Genomic DNA, 19,290 nt, shown 5'->3' with positions numbered 1-19,290 from the left:
CGTCGTGTCTACCGACGCAGTTCCGCGAACACCCGCTTCGCGTCCGCCACCGCCTCGCGCTGCGCTGCTGTGGGCGGGTAGAGCGTGCCGGGTCTCACCTGACCACCGTTCAGCGCGCCGTAGACGCCCTGCACGGTGCGGAACACGGCGCGCAGGCGATTGGCGGGATCGTTCGGGGAGCCTTGGGGCCGCCCGAAGCCGCCACCCTGCACCCCGGCCGTGCGCATCGCCTCCCGCACCTCGTCGCTGAACGCCAACAGATCGAGCAGGAAGCGCTCGCGTGCCTCGTACTGCGCCTGTGTGACCGCCATCTCAGGGTCGCCCAGCACATCCAGCGTCTGCGACGACTGTACCCCCCGCGCCTCCAACGTGAGCGTGTAGCGGCCGGGCGCGACGTAGGGCCCGCGCTCCTCGATGGGGCGCGCCAAGCCCGGAGCGGTGTGCCTCGTCCAGACGTCTTCCGAACCTGCCCGAGCATGACGGAGGTCCCAGTTGATGCGGTGCGTCCCCGCTTCGCCCGGAACCGTAAGCGTGCGGATCACCTGGTGACCGCGTGCGATGCGCAGCACGGCTGGCCCGCTCCCCGCGTCGAGCTTGTACGTGATGAGCGCGCCATCCGGCGGGTTCTCGCCCGCGAACTCGGCGTTGGCCCGGTAAGAGGTGTCCTTCTTGTAGTTCTTGATGGTCGCCGTTGCGATGGAGAACAGGTGCGCCGGCCGCCCGGCATGTCCCCACTCGACCAAGGGGCGTGTGTCGTCCAGGATCCAGATCCCTCGCCCATGCGTCCCGATCACCAGGTCCTTCTCCCGGGGGTGGATCAGCACGTCGTCGTACGCGGTCGTGGGTAGGTTGGGCATCTTCGCCCAGTGGGCCCCGGCGTCGCTGCTGGTGAACAGCGCACTCTCCGTTCCGAGGAACAGCAGGTCGGGGTTGTCGGGGTGCTCCACGATCACGTTGGCCGCACCAAGCGCAGGCAGCCCCGCGTGCAGGGCTACCCAGGTGGCACCGAAGTCGTCCGTACGGAAGACATAGGGCCGGAAGTCCCCGTCGCGATGCCCGTCGAAGGTGGCAAAGGCCACGCCCAAGCCTCGCGCCGAGGCGGTGACGCGACTCACGTACGTGCCGTCGGCCACGCCCCGCACGTTGCGCGAGACCTCCGACCAGGTGCGCCCGCCGTCCCTCGTCACCTGTAGATTGCCATCGTCGAAGCCGACCCAGAGCACGGCGGGGTCGAGCGGCGACTCGCTCAACGTGGTGGCCTCCCCGAAGCTCGTCGTCCCGTCGTTGGCCGAGATGCGAAGGTCGGCGCCCCGCACCCCCATCAGCTCGAGGCGGTCGCGGTCGATCTGGCGGCTGAGATCCTCGGTGCGCTCCCAGGACTCACCGCGGTCCCGGGAGATGAAGAGCCGATTGCCCGCCACGTAGAGCACGTCCGGGTCGTGCTGGGAGAGCAGGGACGGCGACGTCCAGTCGAAACGGTAGGGCTCCTCACCGATCGCAGGCTCGGGGCTGATGTCCAGCATGTCCCCCGTGATGGCGTCATACCGGAAGTGGCTTCCCCCGTTGGAGCTCCCGTACGTGTAGCGGGGGTCGCGTGGATCGGCCTGCCAGTACATGCCGTCGCCGAACCCACTCTGCATCCAGTCGTCGTTCAGGATGCCGGCCCAGCGCCGGGTCTCCGACGGTCCGAAGAACGAGTGGTTGTCCTGCAATCCGCCGTACACCCAGTAGGGGTCCCTCATATCCACGGCGACGTTGTAGAACTGGGCGATCGGGAAGTTGTTCAGCTTCCGAAAGCTCACGCCCCGATCATACGTCTCGTGCAGTCCGGCATCTCCTCCCAGGTAGAGGTGCTCGGGATCGTTGGGGTCGATCCAGAGGGCGTGGTGGTCCGCATGCACCCCCACGTCGTACGTGGGGGCGTCCGCGATCTGGCGCCAGGTGCGCCCCCCATCCATGCTCACGCTCGACTCCGTGGCCAGCGAGTAGACGACGTTCTCGTCGGTCGGATCGATGAAGATCTCGGAGTAGTACATCGGGCGGCCGTTCAGACCGCTCACGCGGGTCCAGCTCTGACCTCCGTCCTCGGTGCGGTAGGTTCCGGTGGTCTGCCGGTCCGCGGTTTCGATCAGGGCGTTCAGCACCCTGGGGTTGGAGCGGCTGATCGCGAGCCCGATCCGACCCAGGTCCTCCGCAGGAATCCCATTGCCGAGCTTCGTCCAGGTGCGCCCACCATCGGTGCTCTTGTGGATCGCGCTCCCCGGTCCCCCACCGTTGAAGCCCCAGGCGCGACGGAGACGCTGATAGGTGGCGGCGTAGAGCACATCCGGATTGGAGGCGTCGAGCACGAGGTCGATCGCCCCCGTGTACTCATCGACATACAAGGTCTTCTCCCAGGTGCGGCCGCCATCCCGGGTCATGAACACACCGCGTTCCGGAGAGGCCGCCCAGAGGTTCCCCACGGCCGCCACCCACGCGATGTCCGGGTTGCTCGGGTGGATCTCCACCTTGCCGATGTGGCGGGTCTCGGACAGTCCGAGGTGGCGCCAGCTCTTCCCGCCATCGTCCGAACGGTAGACGCCGTTCCCCCAGGAGCTGCTCTGGCGGTTGTTCTGCTCACCCGTGCCCGCGTAGACGATGTCCGGGTTCGACGGCGCCAAGGCAACGTCGCCAAACGTGCTCACCGCCATCGTATCGAAGACGTTGACCCAGGTGTGGGCGCGGTTGGTGGATTTCCAGAGACCACCCGAGGCCGCGGCCACGTAGAGGGTGGACGGGTCGTCGGGCACTGCCTCGATGTCGTGTACCCGTCCGCCGGTCGTGGCGGGGCCGATGGAACGTGGCCTCAGATCGGCCAGGTCGGCGCTGCTGATCGGGGTCTGGGCCAGGAGGGGAGCCGAACCGGCTCCCAGCATCCAGAGGGCGAGTAGAGCGCGGGTGCGGGGGCTTCCAGGGCGCGTGGGACGGTGGCGCACGGACGGGGCTCCTGATCCGGGGTCGACTGCGGGCGTGCGAGCCCGGGCAGCGGCACCCGTCGGATGCGGGCCCGGCCCATCGCTTCGCGGGTCCGGGTGAGCATACGGCCTCTGGACGGAGGGTGCCATCCAGGGTGGGGCCCGGCGGATCCGCCGCAGCCGGGCGCTCTCGGCCCGTCGGCAGCGCGGCGAACGACCCTCAGCGGCGCCCTTCGGACGCCCTCGGCAGCGCGCCCGCCACCGGATCGCTCTCCAGCTCGGTTCGGTCGGGGCGCCGCAAAGCCTCGTAGAATTGCTGGCGCTCCTCGAGCAGCGACATGCGCGCGTCCATGTTCTCCAGGAGTTCGCGGATCCGGCCGAGCTCGGGAGCCGAGGTCCGTTCCTTCTCGCGGATCATCGCCTCGAAGAGGCGGACCAGGGGCTTCAGGACCGGTCGAAGGATCAGCACCCCACCGGTGGTGAGGATGAGGAGGATCGAGACGACCATCGGAGCGATGATTTCCCAGTCCATCGGACGACTCCCTGTGGTGTGCGGGCGGGACGGTCCGCCCACCGCTCTCTACGCGGTCGGGAAGGGGCCGGTTTCGGGCCCGAGTGCGGTGGAAGCTCGTGGCGAAGATGCATCATCGCCACGGCCGGACACCTCGAGGATACGACCGCTCCAACACGGGGCGCCCACAGGATCGCGTCACTCAACCGTATGTGGTACAACGGTTTAGAAGTCCTCTCCGGCCCGGGATCCGACCGTGGGCACGCCCCCGCGGCAGGGGGCACCCGCTTTGCACCCCTGATCTGCACGTCGAGCCCAGCGGAGTCGTGGACGAGACCTTGGTCCCGCTGCGAATCCCGAGGTTCGATGGAGTGGCCGTAACCCGACTACGGTCGGACAGCACAGAAAGAACCGATGACCGCGCACGTCTTCGAGCTCACACTTTCCACCCGACCCCGACACGTGGGTCTCGGAGGCGTGCGTCGGTCACCACCTGACCGGGTGACGAGACAGTGAACGTCTGTCTCGTCACCCTCGAGTTTCACGGCTGGGGGTGCCAGAGCGGGTGCGGCTTCGGGCGCGCCAGCCGCGCCCTCGGGCGCGCGCTCACCGCCGAAGGTGTCCGCGTGACCGCGGTGGTCCCACGCCAGCCGGACCAGCCCGAGCGCGCCGAGCTCGACGGCATCGAGGTGTTCTCATTCCCCAGCGCGCGTCCGGCCGAGGCGTACCGATGGCTGCGTGAGATCGACGCCGATGTCTATCACTCGATCGATCCCTCACTGCTCACGTATTTCGCGCAGCGAGCCCGCCCGGCGCGACGCCACGTCGTCACGTTGCTGGACCCGACCCTGGATGGGCCTTGCATCGGGGCGCCACGCAGCGAGCCGGTCTCGCTCAGCCGCTGGCTGAATCGACGCTACTACCGACTGGGTCGACGGGTGCGCAACGCCGTGCGTTCGGCCGACCTCAGAGTCATCGGTGCGCGCCACATCGGGGAAACCGTCCGGCAGCTCTACGGGCTCGCTGAGGTCCCTGCCTTCTTGCCGCGCCCCATCGAGGTCCCGTCCGCCCTGGTGAAGGCACCGCGCCCGACGGTCTTCATGCTGGACCGCTGGGATTCGGAGAAGCGCCCCGAGGCCTTCTTCGAGCTGGCGCTTCGCTTTCCCAACGTGCAGTTCATCGCTGCCGGCTCGGCATCGGACGCGAGTGAGACCGAGCGCATCCAGCGGGCGTGGGACCACGTGCCCAACCTGGAGCTCCGTCCCCCCGTCGACCCGTTCTCCGCCGAGTACCAAGACCTGCTTTCCAGGAGCTGGATCCTGGTCAACCCGGCGCATCGAACCGGCCTACCCGCATCCTTTCTGGACGCGGCCGCCCACGGCACCGCGATCCTGAGCTCGATCGACCCGGACGACTTTGCATCGAACTTCGGCGCGAAGGCGCCTGAGGACGGCCTGGCCGAAGGCCTGACCCACCTGCTGGAAAACGACCGCTGGAGGACGCGAGGCGAGTTGGGGCGAGCGTACGTCACCAAGACGTTCGGCTCTGACCGCAGCGTCTCGCTCCACCTGGATGCGTACCGCGCAGTGTTGGAGCGCGAAGAGGAATCACTTTCCGCACCAGAAGCGCTTTTCCGGTCGGCCTGACCCCCGACGCAGCACGGTGGGTCCCCCAACCCGCCACAGGCCGGCCGGAACCAAAGGCGAAGGGGTAGGGCAACCCCCGGTGCCCTACCCCTTCTACGAGCAGCAACGGTCTTGTCGTCCGCGCTACTCAGTTCCTGTACCGGACGTGCGTCCGGCTGCGCTCCCGTTTAGCGGTTCGCGACCTCGGTCGACGCAGTCGAGTGGTCGATGACCATCACCACGCGGCGGTTCTGCTGACCCTCCTCGCGGATCTTGCCAGGGATGACCTGACGACGCGTATCCTCGCCGTAGCTGACGGCGCGGACGCGGTCGGGATTCATCCCGCCCTCGGAGACCAGGTACTCACGCACCGCGGACGCACGACGCTGTCCCAGGCGCAGGTTGTACTCCTGGCTGCCGGCCGGATCGGTGAAGCCCTCCACCGTCACCAGCGCGTTCGGGAAGTGCTGCATGACGATGCTGCTGAACTCGCCCAGCAACTCGCGATCGGCCGTCTTCAGATCAGCCTTGTCGAAGTCGAAGTAGATGGGCGTGTTCACGCGAGTGGCAGCGGCCATCCGCTCCACCGTGACGTTGAAACGGTTCTCGAGCGCGCTGAGATCCTGCTCCAGCAGATCTACCCGGCCCTCGATGCCATCGACGCGCGTCTCGACGCCGTCGATCCGACCGGCCAAACGCTGCTCGACAGCTTGGTCACCGGCAGTCATCTCCTGCCGGATGGTAGCGAGCTCGACACCGAGCTCCTCGCGGTTCACGTGGGCACAGCCGCTCGCGATGAGCGAGACGCCCATAGCTCCAGCGACCGCGAGTCCCTTCACGGTCGTTCCAGTCACCCTCATCGAAGCCTCCTGAGCTTCCGTTCGTTTCCCGGCTCGTGGCGACCCGTGGCCGGGTCCGAGCGCGGTGACCCCTCACCAGCGGCCGGTGGGGAGCAGGTCCGGTGCCGCGGGGGGACCAGGGCGGGTCCGGGGTGGCGGGGCCGTGGCCTCGCCCGCCCAACGGTGCGCTTTCCGACGGTTTCCCACGAAACATCCACACCGGCCCGGGGCGCCGGGAGTGGCCTCCATGCCGTCGCCGCCTTGTTTCGATTCGACCCACGCTGATCGATTTTGGCTCGCCTCCGGCTCGCTGTGCTCTCGCGATCGGGTGGCTCGAGTGGCTCGCCTCCGGCTCGCTGTGCTCTCGCGATCGGGTGGCTCGAGTGGCTCGCCTCCGGCTCGCTGTGCTCTCACCCACTCGACGTGGCCCCCTGGGCCGTTCGGCCCCATGTTGGCCCCGGCGCTCACCCCGATTCCGACCGACTGAAGCCAAACCGTGACCCCAGCGTACGTGTCCCGAGCATCCCCGGCCGGCCCACCCGCCCCGTTCCTCGTCCACAAGGAAGCCGTGTGACCCACCCGCCCGCCGACGAGGCCGCGCCCGCCGCGACCCCGTCGGTGTCGTCGAGCAAACGTCCCGACAGCTCGCCCACCCTGATCGTCTTCGCGCTCTGGCTGCTGGTGTTCTCAGCGAGCAGCCAGACGATGATCATCTCACCCATCCTCCCCAAGATCGGCCAGGAGCTCGCGATCCGAGAGGCGCTGCTCGGAACGCTGGTCACGGCCTACAGCGCCATGGTGGGCCTGTTCGCCATCATCTCCGGTCCGATCTCGGACAAGGTCGGGCGCCGGCGTATCCTGCTGCTCGGATCGGGGATCATGACGGTCGCGTTGGTCCTTCACGCGCTCGTCGTCGGCTACGCCTCGTTCCTGCTGGTGCGCGTCGCGTCAGGCATCGCGGGTGGCGTCCTGAGCGGCGCGGCGGTCTCGTACATCGGCGACTACTTCCCCTACCACCGCCGCGGGTGGGCCACCGGATGGGTCATGAGCGGCGCGGCCGTGGGTCAGATCCTGGGCATCCCCATCGGCATCGAGCTCGCTGAGCCCTTCGGGTTCAAGGCACCGTTCTACGTATTCGCGGTCACGATGGCACTCACGTGGTTGCTCATCCTCTACCGGGTGCCCCAGCCCTCCGTCGAACGCTCCAACCACAAGCTCACGCTCGGCCGTGCCGTGTCGGACTACTGGGCCATGCTGCGGCGACGGGAGATCGCCGCCGCCGCAGTCGGCTATTGGCTGATGTTCCTCGGGGTGTCGGTGTACGTGGTCTACCTGCCCACGTGGCTGGAAGCCGAGCGCGGCGCCAGCACCACGCAGATCGCCACGCTGTTTCTGGTGGGCGGCATCGCCAACGTGCTGACGGGGCCGCAGGCGGGTCGACTGTCCGATAGGATCGGGCGCAAGGTGATGGTGCTGGCCTCGTGTGTGGGACTTTCCGCGGTGATGATCTCGACCGTCCCCATTGTGGACAGCATGCGCATGGCGTATCCCGTCTACTTCATGGTCATGATCCTGGTGGCCATGCGGGTAAGCCCCTACTCGGCGCTGCTGACCGCACTGGTCTCCGACGAGCGCAGAGGCTCCCTCATGAGTCTCACCGTGGCGCTTGGACAGGTGGGCTTCGCGATCGGCGGTGCCGTGGCGGGCCCGCTGTACGCGTTCCGCGGCTACCAGACCAGCACTGTCCTGGCCGCCACTTCGGTGCTGCTGATGGGCGTGGTGGTGTGGCTCTTCATCCCGGAGCCGGGGCGGAGCCGCTCTCGTTGAGCGCGAACGGGCGGAGGCGCTCCACGCCCCCGCCCGTTCCTTCGCTCCCGACCTCCCCACCCCTTCGCCCGGATTAGGGCACCCCGCTCGGTCAGTGCCGCTGGATGCGAACGCCGCCGTTGGTGGTCATCACGCGCACCCGCGGCCCGCCGTCCCCGAGAGTGGCCCGGATGTGTCTGTCGATGCGCCCCGACACGGTGACGGGGAAGTCCAGGTCCATCCCGCCGTTCGTGGTCCCGGTGACCAACTCCGCAGAGTAGCCCTCCGGAATCTCGAGCCGCACCCCGCCGTTGGTCGTCTCGACGTCGAGCCCCTGGCCCCGCCACTCGTCCCCACTGAGCTCCACGTGCAGCCCCCCGTTCGTGGTGCGGCCCTGAACATCCCCCGCCAGACGGGAAAGGCGAACTCCTCCGTTCTGCGCCCGGAACTCCAGGTCGCCCTGCAGGTCGTCCAGGGTGATGCCCCCGTTCAGGGTCTCCACCCGCAGATCCGTCCGGTGCGGCGCCCAGATCCAGAAGCTGGCTCCCCAGCTCTCCCGTCGCCCGGTCTCGGGGCCCTCGGCGCGGATCCTCCCACCGTCCGTGATGATCCGAACCTCGTCCATGAGCGCCTGGGCACGGGCGTCCGAACGGGCCTGGGCCCAGACCTCGACTTCGATGCGGACGTCGTTTCCGTCGGTGCCCATGACCCGGACCCCTCCGTTCATCCCGCCGTCCACCTCGAGGCGACCCGGAGCCCGGTCGATTCCGAGCTGGCGGACCTCGCAGGCCCGCTCGGCATCACCGCCCCATCGCTCACGACACTCCGGCCCCCGGTCCTGCTGCGCGGAAAGCCCGCCCACCCCCAGGGCCATCCCGGCCACCGCGACTGCCCCCAACAACCCTCGGTCCATCCGCATGAATCCAGCCTCCTTGGCCATCCAGCCCTTCCAGCGGGGGTTTTCGACCTACGCCCCCCGGCGCGAACGCCTTCCACGTGTGGGACAGAGGCCACGGCCCCAAGGTTGCAAGGATCCCGGCAGGGGTGGACATCCCGTTCGCCGATGGGCCTGAAGAGATGGTGGCGGTACAGCGATGACGGAGGAAGGTCAGAAGCGGATTCTCCTGGTCGAGGACAGCCTCGATCAGGCGAACCTGATGATGCGCTGGCTGGAGCTCTCCGGAGACTACCGCATCACGCACGCCCAGGACGGCGTGCGGGGGGCAGCCCTGGCCCAGGAGCGTCGCTGGGATCTCGTGGTCACCGACCTGAACCTGCCGGGCAGCGACGGGCTGGAGGTCATCCGGGCCAGCAAGGCGCTCCACCCGGACGCGCCGGTGCTCGTCGTCACGGCCTACCGCGACCAGTCGTTCGCGGCGCAGGCCATCCGTGAGGGCGCCGACGGCTTCCTCCCCAAGCCCTTCGAGCGGGGCGAACTGGTGGAGAAGGCCGAGCAGCTCCTGCGCACGGGAGGGACGGCCCATCACACGGCGGGCCCCACCGTCCTCGCGATCGGTGCCCATCCCGACGACGTCGAGTGCGGATGTGGAGGCGCCCTCCTCCGCCACCTGGATCTCGGCAATCGGGTCGTGATTCTCGTCCTGACGCAGGGCGAAGAGGACGGGACGCGTTCCCAACGCACCGGAGAGGCCGAGTTGTCGGCGCGCCTGCTGGGAGCGCGTGTGGTGATCGCGGACCTGCCTGCCTCGCAGGTCACCGACGGCGAGGACACGATCCAGGTGATCGAGCGGGTGATGCACGCCTTCGAGCCCGAAATCGTCTATACCCACTCCCCGCACGACCTGCACTCCGACCACCGTGGTGCCTACCGGGCCACTCTGATCGCCGCTCGAGAAGCGCCGACCCTGTACAGCTATTCGACCAAGACCAGCACCGTGGACTTCAAGCCCTCGCTCTTCATCGAGGTGTCCGAGTACGTCGAGAGGAAGAAGGAAATGGTCTCCTTGTTCCAGACCGCGGATGCGAATCGACCGTACCTGAAGCCCAGCTTCATCGAGGCCTGTGCGACCTATTGGGGTCGCTTCGCTGGATTCGGGAAGGTGGAGCCGATGGAGGTGGTACGAGGGGGACGGTGAACCGGCCTGTGGGCCGAGCCGCGCTCCGGTATCGCGCAGCCTCGCCGGGACGGACTCAGGGCATGACCAGCCGGACCGCGTCCAGGTAGCTGACCAGCCCTCGCACTGCACGCACCACCGCCGCCAGATCGCCTGCCCCAGCCCCGTCCTCGATGGCGGCACCCAGACGGGTGATGTCGGGGAAGCCGTAGCCGGCCCCCGATCCCTTCAGTCGATGACCGATCAGCTGGAGCTCGCCCAGATCGGCGTTCTGGACCGCCGCGGAAATGCGCTGCACCTCTTCCCGCCGCGCCTTGAGGTAGCCAGGGACCAGGTCCGCGATCACGGGGTCGACCTTCACCACCACGGGCTCGGTGAACTCCGTGGCCAGAGCATCCCGATCCGCAGCCTCGGGGGGTCTCGTCGCTTCCATGTCCGTCGCCTCGCCGGGACCCCAGGAGTCGGGCGATTCCGCCCAACCTTCGTCCCAGCCTGACATTGCCTTGCTCCGGGTGGTCGGGACGACGGATCTTCCGTCGCACCCCCACCACGGCGCCCAGGGAGAGTCTGCATGATTCGATCCAGCCGCACGATCCTTCGGCCGCAGGCGGTTCTGATCGCCTGGGCCCTGTCCGGCTGCTCTGCGCCCGCTCCCCCGAGCTCAGGCCCGGCGCCGGCCGCCGTGGCCGCGGGCATCCCGGAGACCGCCCCCATTCCGGCGGGACGAGCGCCCACGCCCCAGGAGTACGCCTCCGCGCCCGACGTCCAGCACTATGACGTCGAGCTGGCCCTGTCTCCGGATGGCGGGCCCATCGCAGCCCGCGCCACGCTCACGCTGCAGCCCAGCGGCCAGGCCCCGCAGATCACCCTCGACTTCACCGGGCTTGCGGTTCAGCGCGCGCTCGTGGACGGGACGCCGGTGCAGGCCACCCTCGAGGGGGGCAAGCTGAGACTGCCCCTCTCCGACCCGGGCAACGCGTCCCGGGTGGTGGTGATCGAGTACTCGGGGACACCGGACGACGGCCTCATCCAGCAGGCCAATGTGCACGGAGAGCCCACGGTGTTCGCCGACAACTGGCCCAATCGGGCCCGCTTCTGGTTCCCGTCCGTGGACCATCCCTCGGACCGCGCCACCGTCCGGTTCACCGTTCATGCCCCGGAGGCGTGGTCGGTCATCGCCAACGGGCGACTGGAGGACGGCCCCCGGGCCACTGCGCCTGCCCGTCTCGAGGCGCTGGGCTACCCTGGGGCCGCGGCCCACCGCACCTGGGTGTGGTCGACCGAGGTCGAGATTCCAGCCTATACGATGGTCGTGGGAGCAGGACCCCTGGTGGCGCGCTCCGTGGGAACCGCCGCCTGCGGGCGGGCCCCCGCTTCGCCTCGCTCCGATGGCTGTGTGGAGGTGGGCTACTGGGTCTTCCCCCAGGACACGGCTCGGGCAGCGCCGAGCTTCCGGCGAGCCGCCGAGATGGTCGACTACTTCTCGTCGCTGGTCGGCCCTTTCCCCTACGAGAAGCTCATGAACGTGCAGTCCTCCACCCGCTTCGGCGGCATGGAGAACGCTTCGGCGATCTTCTACGCGGAGAACGCCCTGGCGAGGGGGGCCAACATCGAGGGCACCGTCTCACACGAGATCGCCCATCAGTGGTTCGGCGATCAAGCCACCGAGGCCGAGTGGAGCCACTTGTGGCTCTCCGAAGGATTCGCCACCTACTTCGGCCACCTCTTCTTCGAGCACGCCGACGGAGTCGAGGACTTCCGCCGACGGATGGAAGAAAGCCGCAGCTCGTACGTGGGCTCGAACGTGGTGGATCAGCCGATCCTGGCCCCCTCCGCCGACCTGTTCGCCTTGCTGAACGCCAACAACTACCCGAAGGGCGGCTGGGTCCTGCACATGCTCCGGGGACTCCTGGGCGACGAGGCCTTCTTCGGCGCGATCCGGGACTACTACGCCGCCTTCGGCGGTGGAGTCGCCCGCTCGGAAGACCTGCAGGAAGTGATGGAGCGGCACGCCGGCCAACCCCTGGGCTGGTTCTTCGATCAGTGGCTGCGCAAGCCCGGATACCCGATCTTCCAGACCGCCTGGAGCTTCGACGCGGCCAGCGGCGAGGTCGTGTATCGGGTCGAGCAGATCCAGAAGCCGACCTGGCCGGCGTTTCGGATGCCCATGGAGCTCGAGGCTCGAACGACCTCCGGCCCGGTACGGCACCGGATCCAGGTGGAGGGTCGAATCACGGAGGGGCGCTTTCAGGCCCAGGGTCCGCCGACGGAGCTGGTCGTGGACCCCGACGGATGGATCCTCAAGGAGTTGCGGGCGGGATCGCGCTGATCCCCGCCCTCGCCCAAACGGAACGCAGGAGAAACGCGTGGCCTCACCCCCGCACCTCGACTTCGAACGGGAAATCGCGGAGCTCGAGACGCAGATCCAGAAGCTCACGGACGCCGCCCAGGGCAAGGGTCTCGACCTGTCGGCGGAGATCGCGGCGCTCAAGGGCAAGCTGGAGCAGCTCCGCGCCGAGACGTTCGACGAGCTCTCGCCGATGGAACGGGTTCAGGTGGCACGCCATCCCCGTCGGCCCTACAGCCTCGACTACATCCAGCGGATCGCCGCCGAGTGGATCGAGCTGCACGGAGATCGTGCCTTCCGCGACGACGAAGCCATCGTGGGAGGATGGGGAACCTTCGCGGGTCGCTCGGTCATGTTCATCGGCCACCAGAAGGGCCGGGACATGAAGGAGAATCTGCGCCGGAACTTCGGGATGCCCCATCCGGAAGGGTATCGCAAGGCGCTGCGTCTGATGCGTCAGGCCGAGAAGTTCCATCGGCCCATCATCACGCTGATCGATACCCCCGGAGCCTATCCCGGCCTGGGAGCGGAAGAGCGCGGGCAAGCGGAGGCCATCGCCATGAACCTCCGTGAGATGGCCCGCCTGCGCACGCCGGTCGTCAGTGCGGTGATCGGCGAGGGCGGCTCGGGAGGGGCGCTGGCGCTGGGGGTCTCCGACCGCATCCTGATGCTCGAGAACTCGGTGTATTCGGTGATCACACCGGAAGGCTGCGCAGCCATCCTCTGGCGGTCCGCCGATCAACGCGAGCGAGCCGCCGAAGCCCTCAAGCTGACCTCGGGCGACCTGCTCCGCCTGGGGATCGCCGACGAGGTGGTCCCGGAGCCGGCCGGCGGCGCCCATGCGGACCCCGATCAGACTGCGGAGAACCTCGCGGACGTGTTGGATCGTCATCTGCGCGAGTTGGAAGCTGTACCGATCGACACCCTCCTCGAACGGCGTTGGGCCAAGTTCGAGGCGATGGGTCACTGGGTGGAGTAGGAGCGCTCCGGTGAAGCCGTTCGCGGAGGTGCGGTTCAAGGGCACGCGCAAGAGCTACTTCGCGTTCCGTGACCTACCGTTGCGCGTGGGCTGCGATGTCATCGTGGAAGCGGACCGGGGCGAAGACCTGGGCGTGGTGTCGGCCCTGGGCTCCATCGCCGAACGGAAGTGCTCCGGGTCCGACGGCTGCGCGACGCCCGCGCCCGAGAAGCGCATCCTACGGCTCGCCCGCGACGACGACCGCCGACGGGCCCGCGCTCTGCGCGAAGACGAGAGCCGGGTGCGCTCGACCACCAAGGAGCTGGTGCAGAAGCACGAGCTCAAGATGAAGGTCACGGAGGCGGAGTGGCAGCTCGATCGCAACAAGCTCATCATCTATTTCACGGCCGAGCGCAGGGTCGACTTCCGAGACCTCGTCCGTGATCTCGCTCGCACGTTCCGCACGCGCATCGAGCTACGGCAGATCGGAGTGCGCGACGAGGCGGCGCTCCTCGGCGGCGTGGGGCGGTGCGGGAGGGAGTTGTGCTGCTCCAGCTGGCTTTCCGAGCTCAAACCCGTAAGCCTGCAACTCGCCAAGGACCAGCATCTATCCTTGAACCCCGCGCAGATCTCCGGATGCTGCGGTCGGCTGATGTGCTGCCTGATGTACGAACACGAGACCTATGTGCAGGCCCGTCGGCGCTTCCCTCGCGAGGGCCGCACCCTCAAGACGTCGTTGGGCAGCGAGCGCGTCATCGCCATCGACATCTGGTCCGATACGGTGACGCTCAAGAGCGCCGAAGGTGGACGGCGGACGCTGTCCTTGGAGCAGTTGAAGAGCGAGGTGGCGGATCGCTCTGGACGAACAGCGGACTGACAGGCGCCTTCCGGGCGCGCTGCCCATCGACCCGGACCCGGGATCTTACATTGTGAATGATCGCTTCTTCCTGACCACGCCCATCTACTACGCCTCGGGCGATCCGCACATCGGGCACGCGTACACCACGCTGCTCGCCGATGCGTTGGCGCGCTATCACCGGCAAGCGGGCCGCGACGTGCTCTTCCTCACAGGCACGGACGAACACGGGCAGAAGATGCAGGAAGAGGCCGTGCGCCGCGGCATCACCCCGCTCGAGCTGGCCGAGGACATGGCCGCTCGCTTCCGGGCCGCCTGGGAGCGACTGGGTGTCTCGTTCGACCGCTTCATCCGGACCACCGAGCCCGAGCACATCGCGGTGGTGGAGGCGGTGTACCGCCGACTCTACGAGAAAGGTGAGATCTACGCCGCCGACTACCGGGGCTGGTACTGCATCCACGAGGAGCGCTACTGGACGGAGAAGGACCTGGGGCCGGATCACACCTGCCCCGACTGTGGACGACCCACCCGGCTGATCGAAGAGAAGAACTACTTCTTCCGGATGAGCGCGTACCAGGAGCGGCTCATCCGCCACATCGAAGAGAACCCCGAATGGATCGTGCCGGCCTCACGCCGAAACGAGATCCTGGGCTTTCTCAAGGGCCCCCTCGAGGACCTCTCGGTGTCCCGACCGAAGTCCCGCCTGCAGTGGGGCATCACACTCCCCTTCGACGACGAGCACGTCGCGTACGTCTGGGTCGATGCGCTCTTCAACTACGTCACGGGTTCCGGACGGATCCGGCCGCTGGCGGAGGAGGGGCAGCAGGGGTTCGGCGACACCACGCACGACTCCTGGTGGCCCTGTCAGTTGCACATCGTGGGGAAGGACATCCTGACCACCCATTCCGTCTACTGGCCCACTCTCCTGATGGCCGCGGATCTTCCGCTGCCGCAGCAGATCCTGGCTCACGGATGGTGGGTAGCCGGCGGCCGGAAGATGTCGAAGTCGCTGGGGAATGTGATCGATCCGCTCGAGCTGCGTGACGAGTACGGGACCGATGCGGTGCGCTGGTACCTGCTCCGCGAGATGACCGTAGGCCAGGACGCCTCGTTCACGGAAGACCGGTTCCTGATGCGCTATGAGGAGCTGGCCAACGTCCTCGGGAATCTGGCCTCGCGCGTGACCTCGATGATCGAGCGCTACCGACAGGGGGCCGTTCCCTCGGCTCCGGCGATCGGTCTGGCGGCCGACACCGCCGAGACCGTGGCCCGCTACCGGGAGGCTTTCGAGACCCTGCGTGTGCATGACGCCCTGGGGGTGGCCATGGAGTTGGCGCGCACGGCGAACGTGTACGTCGAGGAGCGTCAGCCTTGGGCACAGGCCAAGTCGGAGGACCCAGCCCCGCTCGACGAGACCCTGGCCAGCTTGCACGCGGTGCTCGTCTGGCTGGCGGCGCTTCTGGAGCCGGTCATGCCGGAAAAGATGTCCCTCCTGGTGGGGCAACTGGGGTTGGAGCGGGTCCCGACCCTCGAGGAGGCGGGCGCCCGGGCCCGGGAGGGAACGCGCGTCCGGAAGGGCGAGGCCCTCTTCCCCAAGCGCTGAGGGCCCACGCGGCTCGAGTCCGGGAGCGGCCTCCCCAGGGGGGCCGGCGGGCGACTCCCATGAGCCCTCTCGCGTAGCGCGGACGCCACGTGGCCGGGCCTCCGCAGATGGGCCGGCGGGGTGCAGTACTTGCTTGACCGTCCCCTGCCGAGGCGGGTACGTTTGCCAGTTGCCGCAGACAAGCGACCGGGGCCGGAGGGTTGGAATGCGCGGAAAGAAGTGGACAATCCTGTTCGTCGCAGGGGAGGACACCTCTGTCCGTCAGTTCAGCCTTTCCGAGCGCAAGCTCCGGTGGATCGCTGGGGGTCTGGGTTCGCTGTTGGTGGTGCTGGCGGTGTTGCTCGGCCTCAACGGGCTGGGCGGAGCCGCCTGGGTCCGAGCTTCCCAACTGGCCCGCACCAACTCCCTTCTCGAAGCCGAGCTGAGCTCCATCCGAGCGCAGGTTTCCTCTTTGGATTCGGAGCTCCTGCGCCTGGCCAGCCAGGACCAGGAGTACCGCCTGCTCGCCGGTCTCGACCCCATCGACGCGGAAGTGCTCGAGGTGGGCGTCGGGGGCCCCGGCACCAGCGATCCAGCCTCGCATCCGCTCTGGAGCGCCGACTCGACCGCGAGCAAGGAGTTGTTCACGGTCTCCTACGATCTGAACGCCCTGGAGCGCCGAGCCCGACTTCTGAGCGAGAGCCTTTCGCAGGCCACCGACTCCCTGCAGGCGTATCATGACCTGCTGCAGTCCGTGCCCTCGATCCTGCCCGCCGATGGCATGGTGTCCTCGAGCTTCTCCAAGGCGCGACGCCACCCGATCCACAATGAGGTGCTGCCCCACAAGGGGGTGGACCTGGTCGCGCCCAAGGGCAGCCCCATCACGGCCGCCGCCAACGGCGTGGTCGAATTCGCCGGCCGCATGACCGGGTACGGGTTGGTGGTGGTGATCAACCACGGGTACGGATACGAAACCCGCTACGGGCACGCCTCCGAGCTGCTCGTGCGCAAGGGCCAGACCGTCTCGCGTGGTGACGTCATCGCCCTGGTGGGGAACACGGGGCTCGCGACGGCGTCACATTTGCACTACGAAGTGCGCGTCAACGGGACGCCCGTGAACCCGATGGACTACGTGATGGACGCGATCCCCTAGGGTCGCCTCGCACACCGCTGTTCCGGGACGGGCGCCTTCTTGGAGGGCGCCCGTTCTTGCTTCCGACATGGTCGCCAAACCGGTACTGCTCGCACTCGCGCTGATGTTGCAGCACGACCCGGCCCCCTGGCTGAGGGCCGATACGGTCGTCGTGCTCCCCGACCATCCCCGGATCACGCTGATACGGCGTCCCGAGGACCCCCGGGTGGCGTTGCGTTGGTTCGTTCCCGTGCACGAAGAGGAAGCGCAGGCTGGAGCCGGCCGCGTCCTGGCTCTCCTCGCGCAGCGTAGGGCGGAGTCGTACGGGGAGCGGTTGGGCGCGACGCTGACGGTGCGCCGGACGCCAGCGGGAATCGCCTACTCCGTGGCCGGATCCCGGCTCGATCTCGACCATCTCTTCGACGTTCTGAGAGTGGCGATGGGCCCGCCCGAGTCGGACCCGGTTCTGACCCGGCGAGCGCGCGCTTCCGCGCTCGAGCAGATCGATCGCGACCTCGAATCGGCGGAGCGCAACCTCGCGTCGCGCCTTGCCGGATCCGTCTGTCCCGGGTCCCCCCCGATCCACGGAACGCGGGCGACCCTGGCCGAGCTCGACGGGTCCAGCCTGCAGCCGCTATGGGAACGGACGCACCAGACGCCCGCCGCCACCCAGCTGGTGGTGGTGGGTGACCTTCCCATCGAGGTGATCCTCGCCGCCCTTCCCCGAGCGGATGGGAACGACCTCATGCAACCTCGACCGGGCCGCCTCTACGCAGGCACCGCCCAGCCGAACCAGCCGGGGCGCCCCCAGGTTCTGCGGCAGTGGTATGGAGAGTCGCGGCCCGCCGGCTCGGCGGCCGATCCCCGGGGTGCCGTGGCCGCCCGGCTGCTGGGGCGCCAGATCGGCCGCATGGACTCAGGCGTCGAGCTCACCCTGGAGTTGGTGGACGCCGGCTGCACGACCGCACTCGTGATCCTGGGCGGCGCCTACCGTCAGAGCGCACCCCGTCTCCGCCGAGCGGTGGAGACCCTCATCACCAACACCCGCGACCGCATCACGGAGGGCGACGTCACCGACGTGGCGCTGGAGATTCGCAGGAGCTGGGTGCGACGGAGCGCCACGCCGGAGGGCGTGGCCGAGCTGGTGGGTGGCTTCGAAGAGTCTGATGGGCGGGGCAGCGATGCCGAGAGCTACCTCGGGATCCTCGTGCGCATCGACCGCCAGACGATGATCGAGTATTTCGACGCTCTCCTGGCCACTCCGCCCGTGCGGGCCGAGTTGGGATCCCAATGACCGGGTCCCTCGGCGCCGCGCTGCTTCTGGTGGCTCTGCAAACGGACTCGCTTCCACCCCGCACAGAGCCCAGCGACAGCGCCCTGGTCGCGGCACCCGGAATCCACCTACGGATCCAGGGCACTGCGCCGCTTCTGGGCGCAGCGGCCGTCCTCCCCGCGGGGGCCGCGTCCGATCCTGCGGGCGGGAGCGGAACCGCCTGGGTCTATGGGCGTCTGCTCGAGGCGGAGCTGAGCAGGCGGCTCCGGTTCTCGGCCGCCACCGTGCGCGTTTCTGTTCGACGGTTCGAGACGGTGGTCACCTTGTTGAGCCCGCCTGAGAGCGCGGCTCGCGATCTGCGGCAGGTGGAAGAGGCCGTTGGGCAGCGGCGCTTCGACCTCGAGGACTTCGAGCGCGTGAAGGCCGACCTCGCGCGCCAACTCCGCTTCGAGCGAGGCGCGCCGGTCTTCACCTTCGAGGAAGAACGCTCCTCTCTGATGTACGACCGCCGTTGGGGAGGGACGCTGCAGGGTCGACTCGAAGAGGTCGAGGCCCTCGAGGCCGCGACGCTCGAGCGTTGGATCGCCAGACTCGATCGCGCGCAGATCACCTTCGTGGCGGTGACCCCTCCCGGCCTCGCGCTTCCGGCCACGGATCTCGCCCAGGGCCCGGTGCGATCGGCGCCCCCGTCGGCCTCCGCGGTCCGCTGGGCGTGGGACGACGCCCGTCACGAACGGCTGGAACGTTCGATCACCCACGCCTGGGTCACGGTGGACGCTCCGGTTCGGGCGGATCTCGATCCCACGGCGGTGGACCTGCTGGTGCACCACCTGGAGGAGATCCTCTCTCCCACGCCGCCCGACCCCGGCATCTACTCGGCGGACGTCGAGGTCCTGCGAACGCCGGAAGGGCCTGTCCTGTCCGTCACCGCCGCGGTAGCGCCGGAAGCCGCCGAGCGCTGGGCCGCCCGCCTCGAGGACGCCGTTCGCCTGGAGGATCTCGAGGCCTGGACGGACGAGCGCCAATTCTCCTGGCTCCGGCGCCGCTTCCGCAACGCCTGGCTCACCCGGGAGGCCAGCCCCGAGCGAGCCGCCGAGCGGATCGCCAGGGACCTGGCCGCCGGGCACGCCCCCAGGGACCCCCTGGCCGAGACGGCCCACCTGGAGGCGGGCTCCCTGCGCGCCCTGAGAGACGCGGTGGGACCCGCCCGTGTGCTGGTTTACGGCCCGGTTCTGGGCCAGTCCTGACCCCACTCCTCGCTTCGGGACCCGCCACGGGCGGCGCGGGCCTCTCCTTGATCCCCTTCCGGGCCACTGATACCTTCGCCACCCT

15 protein-coding genes are annotated in these 19,290 nt (G+C 68.5%); 10 read left to right on the top strand and 5 right to left on the bottom strand.

All coding sequences use genetic code 11. The annotated features are described in order from the left end of the window. Window positions 1-8 precede the first annotated feature (8 nt). Complete coding sequence (locus R3E10_11110) at window positions 9-2,975, bottom strand: hypothetical protein (protein MEZ4416283.1); 2,967 nt, start codon at window positions 2,973-2,975, stop codon at window positions 9-11. Window positions 2,976-3,174: 199 nt separating this feature from the next. Beyond that, window positions 3,175-3,486 (bottom strand): hypothetical protein, encoded by a 312-nt coding sequence (locus R3E10_11105; GenBank protein MEZ4416282.1) that lies wholly within the window; start codon window positions 3,484-3,486, stop codon window positions 3,175-3,177. A 491-nt stretch (window positions 3,487-3,977) separates the two neighbouring features. Between R3E10_11105 and R3E10_11100 the strand changes: the two genes are divergently transcribed. Further along, the gene (locus R3E10_11100) at window positions 3,978-5,111 is read left to right on the top strand and encodes a glycosyltransferase family 4 protein (GenBank protein ID MEZ4416281.1); all 1,134 of its coding nucleotides are present in this window, start codon (window positions 3,978-3,980) and stop codon (window positions 5,109-5,111) included. Between the two features lie 167 nt (window positions 5,112-5,278). Here the strand turns inward: R3E10_11100 and R3E10_11095 are convergent, their stop codons facing one another. Continuing rightward, the gene (locus R3E10_11095; GenBank protein MEZ4416280.1) at window positions 5,279-5,950 is read right to left on the bottom strand and encodes an OmpA family protein; all 672 of its coding nucleotides are present in this window, start codon (window positions 5,948-5,950) and stop codon (window positions 5,279-5,281) included. A 549-nt stretch (window positions 5,951-6,499) separates the two neighbouring features. Between R3E10_11095 and R3E10_11090 the strand changes: the two genes are divergently transcribed. Beyond that, window positions 6,500-7,756: an MFS transporter gene (locus R3E10_11090; protein MEZ4416279.1), complete on the top strand. Its 1,257-nt coding sequence runs from the start codon at window positions 6,500-6,502 to the stop codon at window positions 7,754-7,756. A gap of 91 nt (window positions 7,757-7,847) precedes the next feature. Here R3E10_11090 and R3E10_11085 read toward each other — a convergent pair whose 3' ends face one another. Next, window positions 7,848-8,654, bottom strand: a complete 807-nt coding sequence (locus tag R3E10_11085) for a hypothetical protein (protein ID MEZ4416278.1) — start codon at window positions 8,652-8,654, stop codon at window positions 7,848-7,850. Window positions 8,655-8,829: 175 nt separating this feature from the next. Here R3E10_11085 and R3E10_11080 point away from each other — a divergent pair, with 175 nt between their 5' ends. Beyond that, window positions 8,830-9,831, top strand: coding sequence for a response regulator (locus R3E10_11080; protein MEZ4416277.1), 1,002 nt, complete (start codon window positions 8,830-8,832; stop codon window positions 9,829-9,831). A 55-nt stretch (window positions 9,832-9,886) separates the two neighbouring features. Here the strand turns inward: R3E10_11080 and R3E10_11075 are convergent, their stop codons facing one another. Further along, on the bottom strand, window positions 9,887-10,243 hold the full coding sequence (locus R3E10_11075) for an Hpt domain-containing protein (protein ID MEZ4416276.1): 357 nt from the start codon (window positions 10,241-10,243) through the stop codon (window positions 9,887-9,889). A 138-nt stretch (window positions 10,244-10,381) separates the two neighbouring features. Between R3E10_11075 and R3E10_11070 the strand changes: the two genes are divergently transcribed. The 7 genes from R3E10_11070 to R3E10_11040 all read left to right on the top strand — a co-directional run bounded on the left by R3E10_11070 (window position 10,382) and on the right by R3E10_11040 (window position 19,205). Continuing rightward, the gene (locus tag R3E10_11070) at window positions 10,382-12,139 is read left to right on the top strand and encodes a M1 family metallopeptidase (GenBank protein MEZ4416275.1); all 1,758 of its coding nucleotides are present in this window, start codon (window positions 10,382-10,384) and stop codon (window positions 12,137-12,139) included. 37 nt (window positions 12,140-12,176) lie between these two features. Then, window positions 12,177-13,136, top strand: a complete 960-nt coding sequence (locus R3E10_11065) for an acetyl-CoA carboxylase carboxyltransferase subunit alpha (GenBank protein MEZ4416274.1) — start codon at window positions 12,177-12,179, stop codon at window positions 13,134-13,136. A 10-nt stretch (window positions 13,137-13,146) separates the two neighbouring features. After that, the gene (gene ricT / locus R3E10_11060) at window positions 13,147-13,992 is read left to right on the top strand and encodes a regulatory iron-sulfur-containing complex subunit RicT (GenBank protein ID MEZ4416273.1); all 846 of its coding nucleotides are present in this window, start codon (window positions 13,147-13,149) and stop codon (window positions 13,990-13,992) included. Between the two features lie 52 nt (window positions 13,993-14,044). Then, a complete protein-coding gene (gene metG, locus R3E10_11055; protein MEZ4416272.1) occupies window positions 14,045-15,574 on the top strand; it encodes a methionine--tRNA ligase in 1,530 nt (509 codons plus the stop codon). A 205-nt stretch (window positions 15,575-15,779) separates the two neighbouring features. Beyond that, the gene (locus R3E10_11050; protein MEZ4416271.1) at window positions 15,780-16,706 is read left to right on the top strand and encodes a M23 family metallopeptidase; all 927 of its coding nucleotides are present in this window, start codon (window positions 15,780-15,782) and stop codon (window positions 16,704-16,706) included. Window positions 16,707-16,773: 67 nt separating this feature from the next. Then, on the top strand, window positions 16,774-17,979 hold the full coding sequence (locus R3E10_11045; GenBank protein MEZ4416270.1) for a hypothetical protein: 1,206 nt from the start codon (window positions 16,774-16,776) through the stop codon (window positions 17,977-17,979). Continuing rightward, window positions 17,976-19,205, top strand: a complete 1,230-nt coding sequence (locus R3E10_11040) for a hypothetical protein (protein ID MEZ4416269.1) — start codon at window positions 17,976-17,978, stop codon at window positions 19,203-19,205. Before R3E10_11045 ends, R3E10_11040 begins: the two co-directional genes overlap by 4 nt. Window positions 19,206-19,290: the final 85 nt, after the last annotated feature.

The organism is Gemmatimonadota bacterium (assembly GCA_041390105.1).
GTDB lineage: Bacteria > Gemmatimonadota > Gemmatimonadetes > Longimicrobiales > Gaopeijiaceae > JAGQIF01.
Note: the sequence above shows the minus strand (reverse complement) of the source record. Positions and strands in the feature narration are given on the sequence as shown.

Bases quoted from the DNA above. Each gene is read 5' to 3' on its own strand.
- R3E10_11080 (MEZ4416277.1), top strand. From the start codon at position 8,830: ATGACGGAGGAAGGTCAGAAGCGGATTCTCCTGGTCGAGGACAGCCTC.
- R3E10_11085 (MEZ4416278.1), bottom strand. From the start codon at position 8,654: ATGCGGATGGACCGAGGGTTGTTGGGGGCAGTCGCGGTGGCCGGGATG.
- R3E10_11105 (MEZ4416282.1), bottom strand. From the start codon at position 3,486: ATGGACTGGGAAATCATCGCTCCGATGGTCGTCTCGATCCTCCTCATC.
- R3E10_11070 (MEZ4416275.1), top strand. From the start codon at position 10,382: ATGATTCGATCCAGCCGCACGATCCTTCGGCCGCAGGCGGTTCTGATC.
- R3E10_11075 (MEZ4416276.1), bottom strand. From the start codon at position 10,243: ATGGAAGCGACGAGACCCCCCGAGGCTGCGGATCGGGATGCTCTGGCC.
- R3E10_11045 (MEZ4416270.1), top strand. From the start codon at position 16,774: ATGGTCGCCAAACCGGTACTGCTCGCACTCGCGCTGATGTTGCAGCAC.
- R3E10_11095 (MEZ4416280.1), bottom strand. From the start codon at position 5,950: ATGAGGGTGACTGGAACGACCGTGAAGGGACTCGCGGTCGCTGGAGCT.
- R3E10_11040 (MEZ4416269.1), top strand. From the start codon at position 17,976: ATGACCGGGTCCCTCGGCGCCGCGCTGCTTCTGGTGGCTCTGCAAACG.
- R3E10_11050 (MEZ4416271.1), top strand. From the start codon at position 15,780: ATGCGCGGAAAGAAGTGGACAATCCTGTTCGTCGCAGGGGAGGACACC.